This is a genomic window from Streptomyces sp. CB02923 (assembly GCF_001905005.1).
In the GTDB taxonomy this organism is placed as follows: domain Bacteria; phylum Actinomycetota; class Actinomycetes; order Streptomycetales; family Streptomycetaceae; genus Streptomyces.
This window is the reverse complement of record NZ_LWKZ01000024.1, coordinates 841053-857369: the sequence shown is the minus strand read 5'-3', so window position 1 is coordinate 857369 and position 16317 is coordinate 841053. Positions and strand designations below refer to the sequence as shown.

General features: G+C 71.5%; 15 protein-coding genes. 11 read left to right on the top strand and 4 right to left on the bottom strand.

Annotated elements, in window-relative coordinates; all coding sequences use genetic code 11:
* Positions 1-232: 232 nt before the first annotated feature.
* Positions 233-2593, bottom strand: coding sequence for a glycogen debranching protein GlgX (gene glgX, locus A6A06_RS26970; protein ID WP_242440954.1), 2361 nt, complete (start codon positions 2591-2593; stop codon positions 233-235).
* Between the two features lie 238 nt (positions 2594-2831).
* Between glgX and A6A06_RS26965 the strand changes: the two genes are divergently transcribed.
* The 3 genes from A6A06_RS26965 to A6A06_RS26955 all read left to right on the top strand — a co-directional run bounded on the left by A6A06_RS26965 (position 2832) and on the right by A6A06_RS26955 (position 6546).
* Positions 2832-3641, top strand: coding sequence for a Tat pathway signal sequence domain protein (locus tag A6A06_RS26965; RefSeq protein ID WP_079194362.1), 810 nt, complete (start codon positions 2832-2834; stop codon positions 3639-3641).
* Positions 3642-3801: 160 nt separating this feature from the next.
* Complete coding sequence (locus tag A6A06_RS26960; RefSeq protein ID WP_443333783.1) at positions 3802-5175, top strand: copper amine oxidase; 1374 nt, start codon at positions 3802-3804, stop codon at positions 5173-5175.
* Between the two features lie 102 nt (positions 5176-5277).
* A complete protein-coding gene (locus tag A6A06_RS26955) occupies positions 5278-6546 on the top strand; it encodes an SAV2148 family HEPN domain-containing protein (RefSeq protein ID WP_073764114.1) in 1269 nt (422 codons plus the stop codon).
* A gap of 22 nt (positions 6547-6568) precedes the next feature.
* Here A6A06_RS26955 and A6A06_RS26950 read toward each other — a convergent pair whose 3' ends face one another.
* Positions 6569-7132, bottom strand: coding sequence for a sugar O-acetyltransferase (locus A6A06_RS26950; protein WP_073764112.1), 564 nt, complete (start codon positions 7130-7132; stop codon positions 6569-6571).
* A 116-nt stretch (positions 7133-7248) separates the two neighbouring features.
* Here A6A06_RS26950 and A6A06_RS26945 point away from each other — a divergent pair, with 116 nt between their 5' ends.
* Positions 7249-8043 carry an exonuclease domain-containing protein gene (locus A6A06_RS26945; protein ID WP_242440953.1) on the top strand — a complete coding sequence of 265 codons (795 nt, stop codon included), beginning with the start codon at positions 7249-7251 and terminating at the stop codon, positions 8041-8043.
* A 66-nt stretch (positions 8044-8109) separates the two neighbouring features.
* Here A6A06_RS26945 and A6A06_RS26940 read toward each other — a convergent pair whose 3' ends face one another.
* Entirely contained in the window at positions 8110-9000 is an 891-nt protein-coding gene (locus A6A06_RS26940) for an aminoglycoside phosphotransferase family protein (protein ID WP_073764110.1), read from the bottom strand.
* Positions 9001-9404: 404 nt separating this feature from the next.
* Here A6A06_RS26940 and A6A06_RS26935 point away from each other — a divergent pair, with 404 nt between their 5' ends.
* The 5 genes from A6A06_RS26935 to A6A06_RS26920 all read left to right on the top strand — a co-directional run bounded on the left by A6A06_RS26935 (position 9405) and on the right by A6A06_RS26920 (position 14361).
* Entirely contained in the window at positions 9405-10304 is a 900-nt protein-coding gene (locus A6A06_RS26935; RefSeq protein WP_242440952.1) for a carbohydrate ABC transporter permease, read from the top strand.
* 128 nt (positions 10305-10432) lie between these two features.
* Complete coding sequence (locus A6A06_RS26930) at positions 10433-11230, top strand: carbohydrate ABC transporter permease (RefSeq protein ID WP_073764684.1); 798 nt, start codon at positions 10433-10435, stop codon at positions 11228-11230.
* Entirely contained in the window at positions 11230-12543 is a 1314-nt protein-coding gene (locus A6A06_RS26925) for an ABC transporter substrate-binding protein (RefSeq protein WP_079194360.1), read from the top strand. Before A6A06_RS26930 ends, A6A06_RS26925 begins: the two co-directional genes overlap by 1 nt.
* 159 nt (positions 12544-12702) lie before the next feature.
* Positions 12703-12915, top strand: a complete 213-nt coding sequence (locus A6A06_RS42120) for a hypothetical protein (protein ID WP_199931173.1) — start codon at positions 12703-12705, stop codon at positions 12913-12915.
* A 222-nt stretch (positions 12916-13137) separates the two neighbouring features.
* Positions 13138-14361 carry a S8 family peptidase gene (locus A6A06_RS26920; RefSeq protein WP_073764106.1) on the top strand — a complete coding sequence of 408 codons (1224 nt, stop codon included), beginning with the start codon at positions 13138-13140 and terminating at the stop codon, positions 14359-14361.
* Between the two features lie 128 nt (positions 14362-14489).
* On the opposite strand, the gene A6A06_RS26915 is transcribed toward A6A06_RS26920, so the two are convergent.
* Positions 14490-15452 carry an NAD-dependent epimerase/dehydratase family protein gene (locus A6A06_RS26915; protein WP_073764104.1) on the bottom strand — a complete coding sequence of 321 codons (963 nt, stop codon included), beginning with the start codon at positions 15450-15452 and terminating at the stop codon, positions 14490-14492.
* 184 nt (positions 15453-15636) lie between these two features.
* Here A6A06_RS26915 and A6A06_RS26910 point away from each other — a divergent pair, with 184 nt between their 5' ends.
* The gene (locus tag A6A06_RS26910) at positions 15637-15894 is read left to right on the top strand and encodes a hypothetical protein (protein WP_073764680.1); all 258 of its coding nucleotides are present in this window, start codon (positions 15637-15639) and stop codon (positions 15892-15894) included.
* Positions 15895-15902: 8 nt separating this feature from the next.
* The gene (locus tag A6A06_RS26905) at positions 15903-16271 is read left to right on the top strand and encodes a hypothetical protein (RefSeq protein ID WP_073764678.1); all 369 of its coding nucleotides are present in this window, start codon (positions 15903-15905) and stop codon (positions 16269-16271) included.
* Positions 16272-16317: the final 46 nt, after the last annotated feature.

Here is a 16317-nt window from a genome sequence, read left to right as displayed (position 1 = left end):
CGCCGTCGCCCGCCCCCGTATGGACACCCGATCGGACCGGCCCCGCCCGCGGACGACCACACGGAGTACGCCGTACGGCCACCCGGGCCGGCCGTACGGAACCGTCGGGAACCACCGCAATGGCGGAGCCCGGCCCCCAGCCCATGACGTACCCGGACCGGCCGCCCCCGGCCACACGGCGGCCGCGGACCCCGGCCCGGGGCGGACTGCCGCCTCAGGGAGACGACAGGCCCTAAGCCGGGCGCTGAAGCACCAGCATGCTGCGGCCGAGGAGGGTGATCCGGTCGCCGGCCTGGGCCTTGATGCCGCCGCCGTCGGCGACGGCATCCGGGTGGGCGGTGTCCACGACCGCCTGCCACTGGCGGCCGTGGTCGACCGGCACGGTGAAGTCCCGGTCGTCCGCGTGCGCGTTGAACATCAGCAGGAAGGAGTCGTCGGTGATCCGCTCGCCGCGCGGGCCCGGCTCGGTGATCGCGCTGCCGTTCAGGAAGACCGTCAGCGACTTGGCGTGCGCCGCCTGCCAGTCCCGCTGCTGCATCTCCTCGCCCTCCGCGGTGAACCAGGCGATGTCGGACAGCTCGTCGTGGGTGCCCTCCATGGGACGGCCGTGGAAGAAGCGCCGCCGCCGGAAGACCGGGTGGTCGCGCCGCAGCCACACCATCTGCCGGACGAAGGCGAGCAGCTCCCGGTCCTCGTCGCGGACGGCCGCCGGTTCCCGGCCGTCCTCGTCGAAGCCCTCCTCGACGGTCTTCCCGGCAGTCTCCTCGACGGTCTCCTCGGCGGTCTCCGAGGTGACTTCCCCGGTCTCTTTCCCGGTCTGCTCCCCGGCCTGCTCCCGGGGGTCCTGCCCGCCCCGCTCGGCGGCCCGTTCCCCGGTGTCCTGCCCGCCCCGCCCGGCGGCCTGCTCCCCGGCGTCCTCCCCGCCCCGCCCGGCGGTTGCGCCCGTGCCCGGCCAGCGCACCCACGCCAGCTCGTTGTCCTGGCAGTACGCGTTGTTGTTGCCGCGCTGGGTGCGCCCGAATTCGTCGCCGTGGCTGAGCATCGGCACGCCCTGCGACAGCAGCAGCGTGGCGATGAAGTTGCGCATCTGGCGGGCCCGCAGCTCCCGGACCGCGGGGTCGTCCGCGGGCCCCTCGGCGCCGCAGTTCCAGGACCGGTTGAAGCTCTCGCCGTCCTGGTTGTCCTCGCCGTTGGCCTCGTTGTGCTTGTTGTCGTAGCTGACCAGGTCGCGCAGGGTGAAGCCGTCGTGGCAGGTGACGAAGTTGACGGAGGCCAGCGGGCGCCGCCCGTCGCCCTGGTAGAGGTCGGAGGAGCCGGTCAGCCTGGAACCGAACTCGGCGAGGGTACGCGGCTCGCCGCGCCACAGGTCCCGTACGGTGTCGCGGAACTTGCCGTTCCACTCCGTCCACAGCGGCGGGAAGTTGCCCACCTGGTAGCCGCCCTCGCCCACGTCCCACGGCTCGGCGATCAGCTTGACCTGGCTGACCACCGGGTCCTGCTGCACCAGGTCGAAGAACGAGGACAGCCGGTCCACCTCGTGGAACTGCCGGGCCAGCGTCGCCGCCAGGTCGAAGCGGAACCCGTCCACCCGCATGTCCTGCACCCAGTAACGCAGCGAGTCCATGATGAGCTGGAGGACGTGCGGGCTGCGCATCAGCAGGGAGTTCCCGGTGCCCGTGGTGTCCGTGTAGTAGCGGGGGTCGTCGGCCAGCCGGTAGTAGGAGACGTTGTCCAGGCCGCGGAAGGACAGCGTCGGACCCAGGTGGTTGCCCTCCGCCGTGTGGTTGTAGACGACGTCGAGGATGACCTCGATGCCGGCCTCGTGCAGTGCCCGCACCGCCGATTTGAACTCCAGTACCTGCTGCCCGCGGTCGCCCCAGGAGGCGTACGCGTTGTGCGGGGAGAAGAAGCCGATGGTGTTGTAGCCCCAGTAGTTCGCCAGCCCGGCGTCCACCAGCCGGTGGTCGTGCACGAACTGGTGGACCGGCATCAGCTCCAGGGCCGTGACCCCCAGCCCGGTCAGATGATCGATGACCGCGGGGTGCGCCAGCGCCGCGTAGCTGCCGCGCAGGTCGTCCGGCAGGTCGGGGTGGAGCATGGTCAGGCCCTTGACGTGCGCCTCGTAGAGCACCGTCTCGTGGTAGTCGGTGCGTGGCGGGCGGTCGTCGCCCCAGTCGAAGTACGGGTTGATCACGACGGACGACATCGTGTGCGGCGCCGAGTCGAGGTCGTTGCGGCTGTCCGGCTTGCCGAAGTGGTAGCCGTACACCGCCTCGTCCCAGTCGATGCTGCCGCTGACGGCCTTCGCGTACGGGTCCAGCAGCAGCTTGGCGGAGTTGTGCCGGTCACCGCGCTCCGGCTCGTAGCGGCCGTGCACCCGGAAACCGTACCGCTGCCCCGGCATGATCCCGGGGAGGTAGGCGTGCCGTACGAACGCGTCGGTCTCCCGCAGTTCGACGGCGGTCTCCGAGCCGTCGTCGTGCAGCAGTGACAGCTCGACGCGTTCCGCCGTCTCGGAGTACACCGCGAAGTTGGTGCCCGCACCGTCGTACGTGGCACCCAGGGGATACGTCTGTCCCGGCCAGACCTGCATACGTCGACTCTTCCACTTCCTCGATGGGCGCCGCGACGCCTTGAGGCATCACGTCGGTCATGCGTCGCCGTGTTCGATTGCTGCGTACGGTGCTGCGCTCGTCTCCCGTCTCAACGTGCCCAATACGGCTGGTTTTTCGCGCGATCTGCCCCGAAAGGCGGGCAACCCGCAGCGAAATCGGATCGTCGTACAGGACGACCGATATGTGCAGAGCACCATGAGGCAGCAGGGGGGAACAGTGCGCAACATGATGCACCGCCACCTGGGGAAGCTGGTGGCGGGCGCGGCCGTGGCACTGGCGGGTACCGCCGCGATGGTCGCGGCGACCCTGCCAGGGGACGCGGGGGCAGCCGACGGGGGGAGCCGGACCGCCGCGGCCGAGGGACCGGAGGCGAGATCGGGCCAGTCGCAGCAGATACGGCCGGGCGTGGTCGAGCGCGCTCCCGCGGAGGGGGGCCAGGGCATCGGCCGGGACCCGCTCACGGATGACGAGGTCGCGCGGGCCCAGGACCTCGCGGCGCCCCGTACGTTCCGCGGCGCGACCGAGGACGTCAAGGGCAGGGCGGGGCCGGAGCGGCTGACCACCGATCTCGCCGAGCTGGGCCCGGATGAGACCGGCCTCGCCGACCCGCCGCGCCGGGCGAACGTGTCGTTCTACGACTACCGGTCCGACGCGTACGTGACCAAGACCGTCAATCTCGGCACCGGGAAGGTGGAGAAGACGGACAGCAGGCACGGTGTGCAGCCGCCGCCCAACCGTGCCGAGAGCGAGACGGCGGCCGGACTGCTGATCGCCGCGCCCGAGGGGGACGGGCTGCGGAAGGACTACGAACACGCCACCGGCAAGGAGCTGACCGGCCCCGGCCAGCTGGCCGTGACGGGTTTTGTCTATCGGGGGGCGGCGGAGGGACCGGCTCCGGAACGGCTGCGCGCCTGCGGTGAGCACCGCTGCGTCCGGCTCTTCACGAAGGTGCGCAACGGCCAGTGGATCGACACCCGGCGCTATGTGGTCGACCTGAGCGCCCGCACGGTCGCCCGGCTGGACTGAGCCGCCCGGCCGGGCCGGGCCGCCCGCGCATCCGGCCGTACGCGCGCATCCGGCCGAACCAGCGCACCCGGCCGAACCGGTGCACCCGGCCGTACCCGTGCACCCCGCACCACCCGCGTACTCCGTAGCTTCCGTATCACTGTCGTACAGGAGCGTTTCCATGCACGAAAGACCCTTCCGCCGCGCCCGCGTCGACCACGGCCGTGCCCGTGTCCCTGTCCGTACCCCCGTCCGTACCCACCGTGCCCGGGTCCGGCGCGCCGCACTGCTCGCCGCGCCGCTGCTGCTCGGTACGGCCGCACTGATGACCGGACCGGCCGCCCAGGCCGCGCCCCCGCCCGCGCCCACCGCCGCAGGGTGCAGTACCCCGTACAGCATCACGCAGACCCTCGAAGGCGGCACCACTTGGCGCATGTGCTGGCACTACGAGGCGAACGCCGGGCTGGTCCTTGACAACGTCTCCTATCAGCCCAGGAGCGAGCCCCGCCCGATCCAGGTGCTGACCACCGCGAAACTGGCGCAGATCCACGTCCCGTACGACGACGGGGGCATGGAGTACGACGACCTGACCGGGCAGGGCTTCGCCCAGGGGCTCCAGACGCTGGACCCGGGGGAGTGTCCCGGCGGCACCATCAAGTCGGTCAAGGTGCCGGGCGCCTGGGACCCCGAGCACCCGAACGTCAACGGTCTGTGCGTCACCACGCGCGCCCGCGGCCACGCCTACCGCCTGGGCCGCTACCCCGGCGAGACCTCCAAGATCCAGCAGATCCAGGGCAAGGACCTGCTCGTCTACACGGTGAACAAGACCGGGTGGTACGAGTACATCGTCGAATGGCGCTTCTCCGCGGACGGCACGATGAACATGCAGGTCGGCGCCACCGGCACGCTCTCGCCCGCCGACTACGACGCGGGCGACGGCCGTGGCTGGCCGATCGGCAAGGGCGCCAAGGACTACGCCACCAGCCACAGCCACAACGTCTTCTGGCGGCTGAACTTCGGCCTGGACGGTTCGTCGGCCAACCGGGTCGAGCAGTTCGACTCGACGACCACCGCGCAGGGCGGCGGGAAGACCCCCAGGACGAAGACCGTCCGGACACCGGTGGCCAAGGAACTCGCCGGGGACGCCGGGCCGACCCGCTGGTGGCGGGTGGTCAGCAACATCGGCAAGAACAAGGACGGTCATCCGCGGTCGTACGAGATCGTCCCCGGTCGTTCCAGCAAGTACACCGGACGCGGCTACACCCGGCACGACGTGTACTTCACCGAATACAACAAGTGCGAGCAGTTCGCCAGCAACAACCTGATGAACTGCGGAGCCGGCGCCGGCGACAGCGTCGACCGGTGGGTCAACGGACAGCAGCTCCGCCACCCGATCGCGTGGGTCAACATCGGCTACCACCACATAGCCCGGGACGAGGACCAGGAGCCCATGCCGGTCCACTGGCAGGGCTTCCAGCTCGCCCCGCGGGACGTCACCGCTATGAATCCGCTCACTCCGCCCGAGCTTTCCGGGCACAACGGTCACACCGAATAAGGGCAGTTGGCCGGAGACTCGATCCATCCTGCTGCATCGCCTCCCGGACCCGCAGTAGTCTGCCTTGATCGTTGGCACGGGGGTTCGGAAGGCGGTGCGCAGGTGAGCTCGGGCGGGCTGGAGTTGCCCCCTGGTGACGACGGCCATGACGGCCAGGACAGTCATGAGGGACATGAGGGCGGCTCCGTCGACGCCCCGCCCGGGGCGGTGTCCCTGGCCCGGCCGATGGAGATCGGCGCGGAGCTGGACTGGGGCGCCGAGGCCTGGAGCGAGGTGCGCACCCGCGCCCGGCGGGCCGGGCGCGCCTACATCTGGCTGAATCTCGTCGAACAGCGGCTGCGGGCCGTCGTGGCGGCCGTGCTGTGCCCCATCTACGAACCGGTGCACGGTGACGAATGGGTCATCGCCGCCGCCGGGCCCACCGGCCAGGAATGGGTCCAGCGGGCGGTCGCGGTCCGCGAGGTCAGCCGCCGCAAGGGCTATCTCCTCGACCCCGCCGACGACAACATCCTCAGCTTCCTGACCCTCCCGCAGCTGCGCGAGCTGATGGTGCAGCACTGGCCCTGCTTCGAGCCGTACTTCGACGACCGGCGGGAGGTGGAGCTGGCCCTCGACGAGCTGGAGGTGGCCCGTAACATCGTCTCCCGCAACCGCGCCCTGACCGGCACCGTCCTCGCCCAGGCGGAGAGAGCCTCCGCCCGGCTGCTGGAGATACTCGGCTCCGGTATCGGCACCCGCACCGCGGGGCGGCTGCCCATCGACGCCGTCGAGGACCTCGTCGGCGACCGGTACGCGGACGTCGTCGGCGTCCACACCGACCGGGTGCGCCTCCAGCGGCAGCTGCCCGCCGAGGACCTCTTCGGCGGCGCCCGCCGCCTGGACGCCATCGGCATCGGCCTCAACCTCCTCGTGCAGAGCTACTCCGGCCGCCGCATGGTCCGCCTCGCGGAGTCCGGCTGCCGCGTCCGGCTGCTCTTCCTCAACCCCGCCAGCAGCGCCGTCCGGCGGCGCGAGCGGGAACTCGGGCTCAAGAAGGGCGAAATGAGCCGGTCCATCGAAATGAACATCCTGCACATGCGGCGGGTACGGGCCCGGCTGCGCGACCCCGGCGCGTTCGAGATCCAGGTCTTCGACGAGACCCCCCGCTTCACCGCCTATCTGGTGGACGGGGACGGCCCGGACGGCGTGGCCGTCGTCCAGACGTACCTGCGGCGGAGCCGGGGCATGGAGTCCCCCGTCCTCGTCCTGCGCGGCGGGGGCCGCGACGTGCTGCGCCAGGAGGCGGACCGGGGCGACGACGACCACGGCCTCTTCGAGACGTACCGGGAGGAGTTCGAGAACGTGTGGGCGGATTCGCGGCCGGTGTCGTGAGAGGCGGGGGGTGCGGGCGGGGTCAGGTCAGCCGGCGGACCACCCGGGCCGGGTTGCCGACCGCCAGGACGCCGTTCGGCAGGTCCTTGGTGACCACGGCACCGGCGCCGACCACCGTGTCCGCGCCGACGCTCACTCCAGGGCAGACGATGACCCCGCCGCCGAGCCAGACGTTGTCGCCGATGGTCACCGGCTCGGCCTTTTCCCACCCGGCCCGGCGCCGGGCCGCGTCGAGCTCGTGGGTCGGGGTCAGCAGCTGCACGTTCGGCCCGATCTGTACGTCTGCGCCGATGGTGATCGGCCCGGCGTCCAGGAAGACCGCGTTGAAGTTGACGAACGTACGGGCGCCGACGCGGATGCGGTAACCGAAGTCGCAGTTGAAGGGCGGCCGGATGCGTACGTCCTCGCCCACCGAGCCGAACAGGTCGCGCAGGATCGCGTGGCGCTCGGCGGTGCGCGGTCCGCCGGGGCCGGTCCGGTTGTAAGCGGCGCAGAGTTCGATGCGGCGGACGGTGTCCGCGAGCAGCTCGGGGTCGTCGGGGATGTACCAGTCACCGGCCAGCATGAGCTGTTTGTTCTCACCCATGGGAATCCTCTCGCAGTCTGGGGCGGCATCGTCGGGGAAGGCAGGCACCGGGGCGTTGTCAGTGCCGCGTGGGAGAGTAGGGGAACACGGGGGAAGCAACACCGAAGGAGGCCGTCATGGGCTGGCATCAGGAGCTGCTCGTCAGCTTCGACTTGGAGACCACCGGCACGGACGTCGAGCAGGACCGCATCGTCACCGCCGCGCTGATAAGGCTGGACGCGGACGGCCGCGAGGCCGTGCGGGAGACCTGGCTGCTCGACCCCGGCGTGCCGGTCCCCGCGGAGGCGGCGGCCATACACGGCATGACGACCGCTCATGTGCGGGCACACGGCCAGGCAGCGGCGGCGGGGGTCGAGGAGATCACCACCGCGCTCGCCGCGGCACTGGAAGCGGGCCTCCCGCTCGTGGTGATGAACGCGCGGTACGACCTCTCGCTGCTGGACCGCGAATGCCGCCGGTACGGCCTGCCGACCCTGGCCGAGCGGCTCGGCCGTCGGCCCGCCCCGGTCATCGACCCGCTGGTGCTGGACAAGCACGTGGACCGCTACCGCAAGGGCAAGCGGACCCTGCAGGCCCTCTGCCACCACTACGGCGTCCCGCTGGACGCCGCGCACGAAGCCGGTGCGGACGCCGTGGCGGCGGCCGGAGTGGCGCGCCGGATCGGCGAGCGGCATCCGGCGGTGGCCGGGACGGCACTCGCCGCGCTGCACGCCCTCCAGGAGAAGGCGGCAGCCGACCAGGCCGCCTCGTTCCAGCAGTATCTGCGCCGCTCCGGTGACCCGGCGGCGATAGTCGAGGCGGCCTGGCCGCTCATTCCGTACCAGCGGACGCGGGAAGCCCCGGAGGGTGACCTGGAGCCGGACCTGCCGGACCTGCCGGGGCAGACGCCGGCCGCGCGGGGCACCGTTTAGGGGCGGCAAGGACCCTCCCGGAAGGGGGCGCCCTCCTGGAAGGGGCGGCGTCAGAAGGGGGCGGCGTCAGAAGGGGTACCAGCGCACGGTGGTGTCGCCCTCGCGCAGAGACGCGATGCGGCGGCGGAACTCCTTGAGAGCGGCGGGGTTGCCGGGAGCGTGCTGGGAGACCCAGGCGCAACTGGCCGTCTCCCGGGAGCCGCGCAGCACCGCGCAGCCCTCCCAGTCGCGTACGTCCCAGCCGTAGATCCGCACGAACGTGTCGTACGCCGCGGCGGACAGGCCGTAGCGGTCGCGGCTGAGAGCCATCACGACGAGGTCGTGTTCCCGCAGATCGGAGGAGAAGGTTTCGAGGTCGACCAGGACCGGGCCGTCGGGGCCCACATGGACATTACGGGTCAGCGCGTCACCGTGGACGGGGCCGCGCGGCAGATGCGGTTCCAGCGCGGTGGCGGCAGCGGCGAACGCGTCGCGGCGGCCCCGCAGATACTCGGCGTCCCGCGCCGAGACCGCGTCGCCGGCCAGCCGCAGCCAGCGCTCCACACCCCCCAGCAGCTCACGCCGCGGGAGGGCGAACGGCGGTTCCGGCAGCGCGTGCACCAGGCGCAGCAGGGCGGCCAGATCGGCCGGTTCGGCGGGGCACACGGGATCGGGCAGCCGCTCCCAGAGCGTGACCGGATGCCCGTCCACCAGACGGGCCGACGGCTCGGCCGCGCGGACGGCCGGCACGCCCTGGTCCGCCAGCCAGACCGCGACGCGTAGCTCCCGCTCGGCGCGCTCCAGCAGTTCGGCGCTGCGCCCGATCCGTACGACCGGGCCGTTGCCGCCGGTGGCGAAGACCGCGTTCTCGCCGAGCGACAGCAGCCGGGCGTCGGCGGCGTCACCGGGCCGTCCGGCCGCGGCCAGGACACCCCGGGCGTGCGCCTCCGTGAACGGGGTGGTGCTCGGTGCGGTCATCGGGGCGCCTCCTGCGGTGCGTGATCGGTATCAGTCTCGCAGGTCCCCGCGCTGCCGGGCCGTGCGGATCGGGACGGAGAGCTGAGGGGGGAGCAGGGGGAGCCGGGGGAGCAGCGGGAGCCGGGGGAGTAGGGGGGGGTGGGGACGTGGTCCGCTCCGCTTCGGGCCGGAACCCCGTGGCCGGGTGCTTGACTGCGCCGACCGCCGTCACGACGATGACGGCGGCCGCCTGCCCCGTTCCGCCCGGGGACGCGCGGCCCGTTCGTGGTGGTCGCAGCCGTCCTGGGTGGAAACGTTCGCGGTCGGCAGTGCCGTCCGGGGTGCGCAGATGCGGGGGAGTCGCGTTGGGGCGAGACGGTCCCGGACGGGGACAGGGACGTACGTTTACGAAGGTGACGAAAGGGGTGCGAAGGAAGGGGGCGGTGCCGGGGCGCGGCCATGGGACGTGGTTCCTGGTGCTGCCCGCGCTGATCCCGATCCTGGTGCTGAGCGTGGGGCCGTTGCTGTACGGCATCGGGCTGGCGTTCACCGACGCGCAGTCGGGGCGTACGCAGGCCACCCGGTGGGTCGGGCTGCTCAACTTCTCCGACCTGCTCCAGGACGCCCTCTTCTGGGACTCGTTCCGGGTCGGGCTGGTGTGGGCGCTGGGTGTCACGGTCCCGCAGTTCTTCCTCGGCCTCGGGCTGGCGCTGCTGCTCGGCCAGGACCTGCGGCTGCGCTGGCTGGCCCGCGCGCTGGCGATCATCCCGTGGGCGATGCCGGAGGTGGTCGTGGGCATCATGTGGCGGCTGGTCTACCACCCGGACGCGGGTGTCCTGAACGAGACGCTGCGCAGCCTCGGACTCGGTCCGGACGAGGGCCGGGACTGGCTGAGCGGTACGGCCACCGCGCTGCTCGCCGTGATCGTCGTGGGCATCTGGGCGGGTATGCCGCAGACCACCGTCACGCTCCTCGCCGGACTGCAGAACGTGCCCCGTGAACTGCACGAGGCCGCCGCGATGGACGGAGCCGGGGCCTGGCGGCGGTTCCGTACGGTCACCTGGCCCGCGATCAAGCCGGTCGCCCTGGCGATCTCCGCGCTCAACTTCATCTGGAACTTCAACTCCTTCGCGCTGGTCTTCGTGCTGACCGACGGCGGCCCCGGCGGCCGCACCCGGCTGCCGATGCTGTTCGCGTACGAGGAGGCCTTCCGGTACGGCCAGTTCGGTTACGCGGCCGCGATGGGGCTGGCGATGGTCGCGGTCATCGCGATCCTGCTGGCCGTCTATCTCTCACGGCGGCTGAGGGGTGAGGAGGACCAGTGACCCACGACTCCCCGCCGGCCGGGCGCCGCCAGGCCACCGACCGCGCCACCGACCGCGCCACCGACCGCGCCACCACCCGTCCCGGCCGGCCGGCCCCCCGCCGTACCGCCGCCCGGACCGGCCAGTACCTGGCCCTGCTCTGCTACCTGGTCTTCCTCGCCTTCCCCTTCCTCTGGCTGGTCTCCACCGCCTTCAAACCGCCGCGCGAGCTGGGCAGCATCCACCCCACCTGGATCCCCAGGGCGCCGACGCTGGACAACTTCCGTACCGCTTTCGACGAGCAGCCGCTGCTCCAGGCCGCCGCCAACAGCCTGCTCGCCGCCGCGGTCTCGGCGCTGGCCGCGATCGTCCTGGCGACGCCGATGGCGTACGTCCTGGCGCGCCGCCGCACCCGCTTCGCGCGGGCGGCGACCGGCTGGGTCGTGGTCAGCCAGGCGTTCCCGCTGGTCCTGGTGATCATCCCGCTCTTCCTGGTCCTGAAGAACCTGCACCTGGTCGACTCCCGTACCGGCCTGGTCCTGGTGTACATGGTGTGGTCGCTGCCGTTCGCGCTGTGGATGCTGACCGGTTACGTACGGGCCGTGCCGCCGGAGCTGGAGGAGGCCGCGGCGGTGGACGGCGCGGGACGGCTGCGCATCCTGGTCTCGGTCACCGGGCCGCTGCTGGCGCCGGGCATCGTCGCCACGGGCCTGTTCGCCTTCATCACCGCATGGAACGAGTTCTTCTTCGCGCTCGTCCTGCTCAAATCGCCGGAGAAACAGACGATGCCGGTCGTGCTGACCCACTTCCTCGGGGCCGAGGGCGTCGCCGACCTCGGCCCGCTCGCCGCGGCGGCGCTGCTCGCCACCCTGCCCAGCCTGGTGCTCTTCGCCGTCATCCAGCGCCGTATCACCGGCGGCATGCTGGCCGGGGCGGTGAAGAGCTGATGGCCGCCCCCGGGGGCGGGCCGGGCCGCCGCACCCTGCTCGCCGCCGCCGCTGCCGTGCCCGCCGCGGCCCTGCTGCCCGGCTGTTCGGGCGGCGGCGGTCGCCGGGGCGACGGCGGGGGCGTGCTCCGCTTCCAGTCGCTGGCCTGGCAGAAGGAGTCCGTGGACGCCAACAGGCAACTGGTCGCGGAGTGGAACCGGCAGCATCCGGACATCCCCGTCCAGTACGTCCAGGGGGCCTGGCCCACCGTCCACGACCAGCTGCTCACCTCCTTCGAGGGCGGCGAGGCGCCGGACATCATCCACGACGCCTCCGACGACCTCGCCGACTTCGCCTACGGCGGCTACCTCGCCGACCTCACCGAGCTCCTCCCGCGGCGCCTCAAGGACGACATCCCGCGGCACAGCTGGGAGTCGGGCACCTTCGGCGGCCGGGTGTACGGCATCCCCTTCCTCCAGGAGCCGCGCGTCCTGATCGCCGACCAGGTGAAGCTGCGGCGCTCGGGGGCGCGCGTGCCGACCGCGCGCGACCCGTGGACGTGGGAGGAGTTCGGGGAGGTGGCGAAGCAGCTGACGGGCGGCGGCGGGTACGGCGTCGCCTGGCCGCTGAAGGAACCGGTGTCCGCCACCCTCAACCTCGCCCTGTCCACCGGCGGCCGGATCTTCCGGCGCCGCCCGGACGGCAGGGCGGAGGTACGGTTCGACGCCGCCGACCAGGTGGTGCCGCGCGTCATCCACGACCAGGTCAACGTCGTCCGCAGCGCGGCCCGTACGACTCTCGGCATGGGCGGCGCCGACACGCTGCCCGGCTTCTTCGCGGGCCGGTACGCGATCCTGCCGCTCGGGTTCTCCTACCGGCAGCAGATCGTCCAGCAGGCCCCGAAGGACTTCGAGTGGACGGTGTTGCCCGCACCCCGTGGGGCGGGCGGCGCGGACCAGGGCGTCAGCCCGCAGACCCTGTCGGTCGCGGCGGACTGCCCCCGCAAGGAGGAGGCGATGGCTTTCGTCGACTTCCTGCTGAGGCCGCCCAACATGGTGCGGCTCGCGCTGGGTGACTGGATGCTGCCGACGGGGCAGGAGGCGCTGAAGGCTCCGGAGCTGCATGCGGACCGGTACGGCTGGGCGACGGGCACGGCCCTGGCCGGCACGCTGCGGGCCGCGCCCGCGCAGTCGGTGCGGGGCTACCCGGAGTGGAAGGACAAGATCGCGACCCCGGGGTTCCAGGAGTACTACAGCGGCGCCATCGGCCTGGACCGGCTTCGCCGGCGCCTGGTCCACGACGGGAACCTGGTGCTGGCCCGGTACCAGCGATGAGAAGACCGGCACATCCCGCAACGGGCGTTGTGTGACGGAATATCGGCGCATTCCTCTGAAGAGTGACGAGAAATGCGCGGGAGTTCGGGCGGCTCGTCGCCCGGCGTGCCGGAGGAAATGCGGTGCGTATAAGGCGGGTTCGGCGGGGAGGGTGCCGAGGTGAGCGACACCACTCCAAGTGATGGCGTGCCGATGATTGAGGTGCCCTTCTCCCGGGGATTGTTGATCTGTAAAGAAACGGCGGGCGGGGTGATTGCCCGCCTGTTCCCAATAAAGGCCGGTTGCCCGGCCGTTCGGCGCGCCGCGTTCCGTACCGCCGGTAACGTCGACGGCCATACCGCCCCTGACCTGCGTCATGTTGCCAGTATGTAAACGGAGTTGACTCGTCGTCGGGTAGCCGCGGGGCGTATTTGACCCCTTCTGCGGTCCTTTGCAAATACGCAACGTTGTTGCCTATCTCACAACGCCCGGGCGGTCTTGAATTGACCCCGTCAATCCGACAGGGTTTCGAGCCAGCCCGGCGGAGATCTTCTTGTCCGTCCGGGCTGTTGCGCAACGCTTTCCCCCCACACCCCGAACGAGGAGAACCCTCGAATGGCTCACGCTCACAAGCGTTCCAGCAAGAAGCGGCTCGTCACCGCGATAACCGCCGTGGTCGCCGCGACCGGTATCGCCACGGTCACCGCGGTCACCGCGGGTGCTTCGCCCGCCGAGGGCAAGATCTACGGCGCCGAGGCCAAGGGTGCCGTCACCGGCAGCTACATCGTCATGCTGAAGAACTCGGTGCGCGGCGCCGGAGTCCAGGCCGAGCAGAGTAAAGACCTGGCCGGCAAGTACGGCGGCCAGGTCAAGCGGACCTACTCCGCCGCGCTGAACGGTTTCTCCGCCACCGGCCTCAGTGCCGAGGAGGCCCGCCGCCTGGCCGCCGACCCGGCCGTCGACAAGGTCGTGCAGAACAAGAAGTTCCACATCGACGCCACCCAGGACAACCCGCCGTCGTGGGGCCTGGACCGCATCGACCAGACGGACACCCAGGGCGACAAGAAGTACACCTACCCCGACAGCGCGGGTGAGGGCGTCACCGCGTACGTCATCGACACCGGCGTACGCACCACGCACAAGGACTTCGAGGGCCGCGCGTCCTCCGGCTTCGACGCGGTCGACGGCGACAACGACGCCACCGACGGCAACGGCCACGGCACCCACGTCGCGGGCACCATCGGCGGCAAGGCGCACGGCGTCGCCAAGAAGGCCAAGATCGTGGCCGTCCGCGTGCTGGACAACCAGGGCTCCGGCTCCACCGAGCAGGTCGTCGCGGGCATCGACTGGGTGACCAAGAACCACAAGGGCCCGTCGGTGGCGAACATGTCGCTGGGCGGCGGCGCCGACGAGGCGCTGGACGCGGCGGTCCAGAAGGCGGTCGCCTCCGGCGTCACCTTCGCCGTGGCGGCGGGCAACGAGTCCACCGACGCGGGCCAGGGCTCCCCGGCGCGGGTGAAGGAGGCCATCACGGTCGCCTCCAGCACCAACACCGACGAGCAGTCCGACTTCTCCAACTTCGGCAGCTCCGTGGACCTCTACGCGCCCGGTTCGGACATCACCTCGGACTGGAACGACAGCGACCAGGGCACCAAGACCATCTCCGGTACGTCCATGGCCACCCCGCACGTCGCGGGCGCCGCCGCGGTCTACCTGAGCGCCCACAAGGACGCCAAGCCGGACGCGGTCGCCAAGGGCCTGACCGACGCCGCCACGCCCGACAAGATCAAGAACGCGAGCGAGGGCACGCCCAACAAGCTGCTGAAGGTCGGCGAGTAACCTCACCGCCCGTTCGGCTCCGGCCGCCGGCCGTCGCGCTCGCCCCCACGGGGCGCGACGGCCGGCGTCGTGCTGTCCGGAACCGGAAACTGTCCGGAAGCGGAAGCTCTCCGGAACCGGAGGCGGCGTCAGGTGATCGGCAGGCTGCGGAACCACTCGATGGTGCGCGCCAAGCCGTCCCGTGGCGCCACTTCGGGCTCCCACTGCAGCTTTCCGCGGGCCAGGGTGATGTCCGGGCAGCGGACCGCGGGGTCGTCCGTGGGCCGGTCGACGAACCGGACCCGGGAGGAGGAGCCGGTCAGCCCGATGATCAGACGGGCGAGTTCGAGCATGGAGATGTCGGCCGGGTTGCCCAGGTTGACCGGCCCCCGCAGATCGGAGGCCGCCGCCGCGAGGACGCCCCGGACGGCGTCGTCCACATGGCACAGGGAGCGTGTCTGCCGCCCGTCCCCGGTGACGGTGAGCGGCTCCCCGTCCAGCGCCTGCCGGATGAACGTCGGTACGGCGCGGCCGTCGGGGCCCCGCATCCCGGGCCCGTAGGTGTTGAACAGCCGCACTATGCCGGTGTCCGTTCCGTGAGTGCCCGCCTCGGCCGTCGTCATGGCCTCGCCGAACCGCATGGCCTCGGCGTACACGCTCCTGGGCCCGACGGGATCGACGTTGCCCCAGTAGGTCTCGCTCTGCGGATGCTGCTGCGGGTCGCCGTAGACCTCGGCGGCCGACGCGAGGACGAAGCGCGCCCCGTGCGACCGCGCCACGGCGAGGGCGTTGCGCGTGCCGAGGCTTCCGGTTTCCAGCGTGTGCAGGGGCAGCCGCAGGTAGTCGGCGGGCGCGGCGGGGGAGGCGAAGTGCAGGACGAGGTCGACTTCGCGCCCGATCCGGAACGGCTCGGTGACATCGGCCTCCACGAACGTGAACCCGGGCCTGCCGCGCAGCGGGGCGGTGTTCTCCGGCGCCCCGGTGCTCAGATCGTCGATACAGGTGACGGCGGCGCCCTGGGCCAGCAGCGCGGTACACAGGTGCGAACCGACGAAGCCCGCGCCGCCGGTCACCACGGCGTGTTTCCAGTTCCGGGAAAGAGCGGCGTCCATGGGTCTCCTCGGCTAGAAGCTGCCCGGAACCGGGTGCCACTCCCGCCCCGGGAAAAACGTCACGCTCAGCGATACTGCACCCCCATATCACATGATTTATCCTGGCAAGCCACTTCTGCGATGCCGAGGCTGTACGGGTACGTACCCGTACCCGTACCCTTGGTGTGAGGAGAGGAGCGTGACGATGTCCGATGCCAATGTCCGGATGCCGGAGGAAGCCAAGGAGCGTCTGGCGGCGATAGCCGCTGGTGAAGGGTTGTCCCTGCGGGCCTATCTGGCCCGTCTCGCCGACACCCTGCTGACTCCGCAGGAGCGGGCCGAGCAGGCCGAACAGGCCCGTGCGGCGTTGCACCGGTGGACGGGGTACGCTCCTGGCCCGGACGAACAGCAGGCCCTGGACGAGGAACTCGACCGGCGCATGGCCCGGCCGGCCGGCCGGTGAGCGAGCCGATGCACATCGTTCTCGACGACACGGCGATGGCCGCGGCCGGCCAGGGCGACATCCTCGCCTCGCGGCTGATTCACCGGGCCCATGCCGAGGCGGGCTGGTTCCTCTACGCCCCGGCGTGCGCGCTGGTCGAAGCCGACCGGGCCCGCCCAGGAACGGCCGAGCATCTCGCCGCCCTGCCCGGCATCACCGTCCTGGACCTGGACCTTCCGGCCGCCCTGGCTGTGGCGCAGGGGGAAACCTGGGCGGCGGCGCATGCCCAGTACGCTGCACAGCCCACCCTTGACCGCCCCGGCGGGGCGGTCATCGCCACGGCCGATCCCCAGCAGTGGGAAGGCCGACCGGTCCGCGTCCTGGACCTCACGCCCTGATGCGAAGGGGCCGACGTCTCTTGTCCGGCCCCTTCGGATTTCCCTG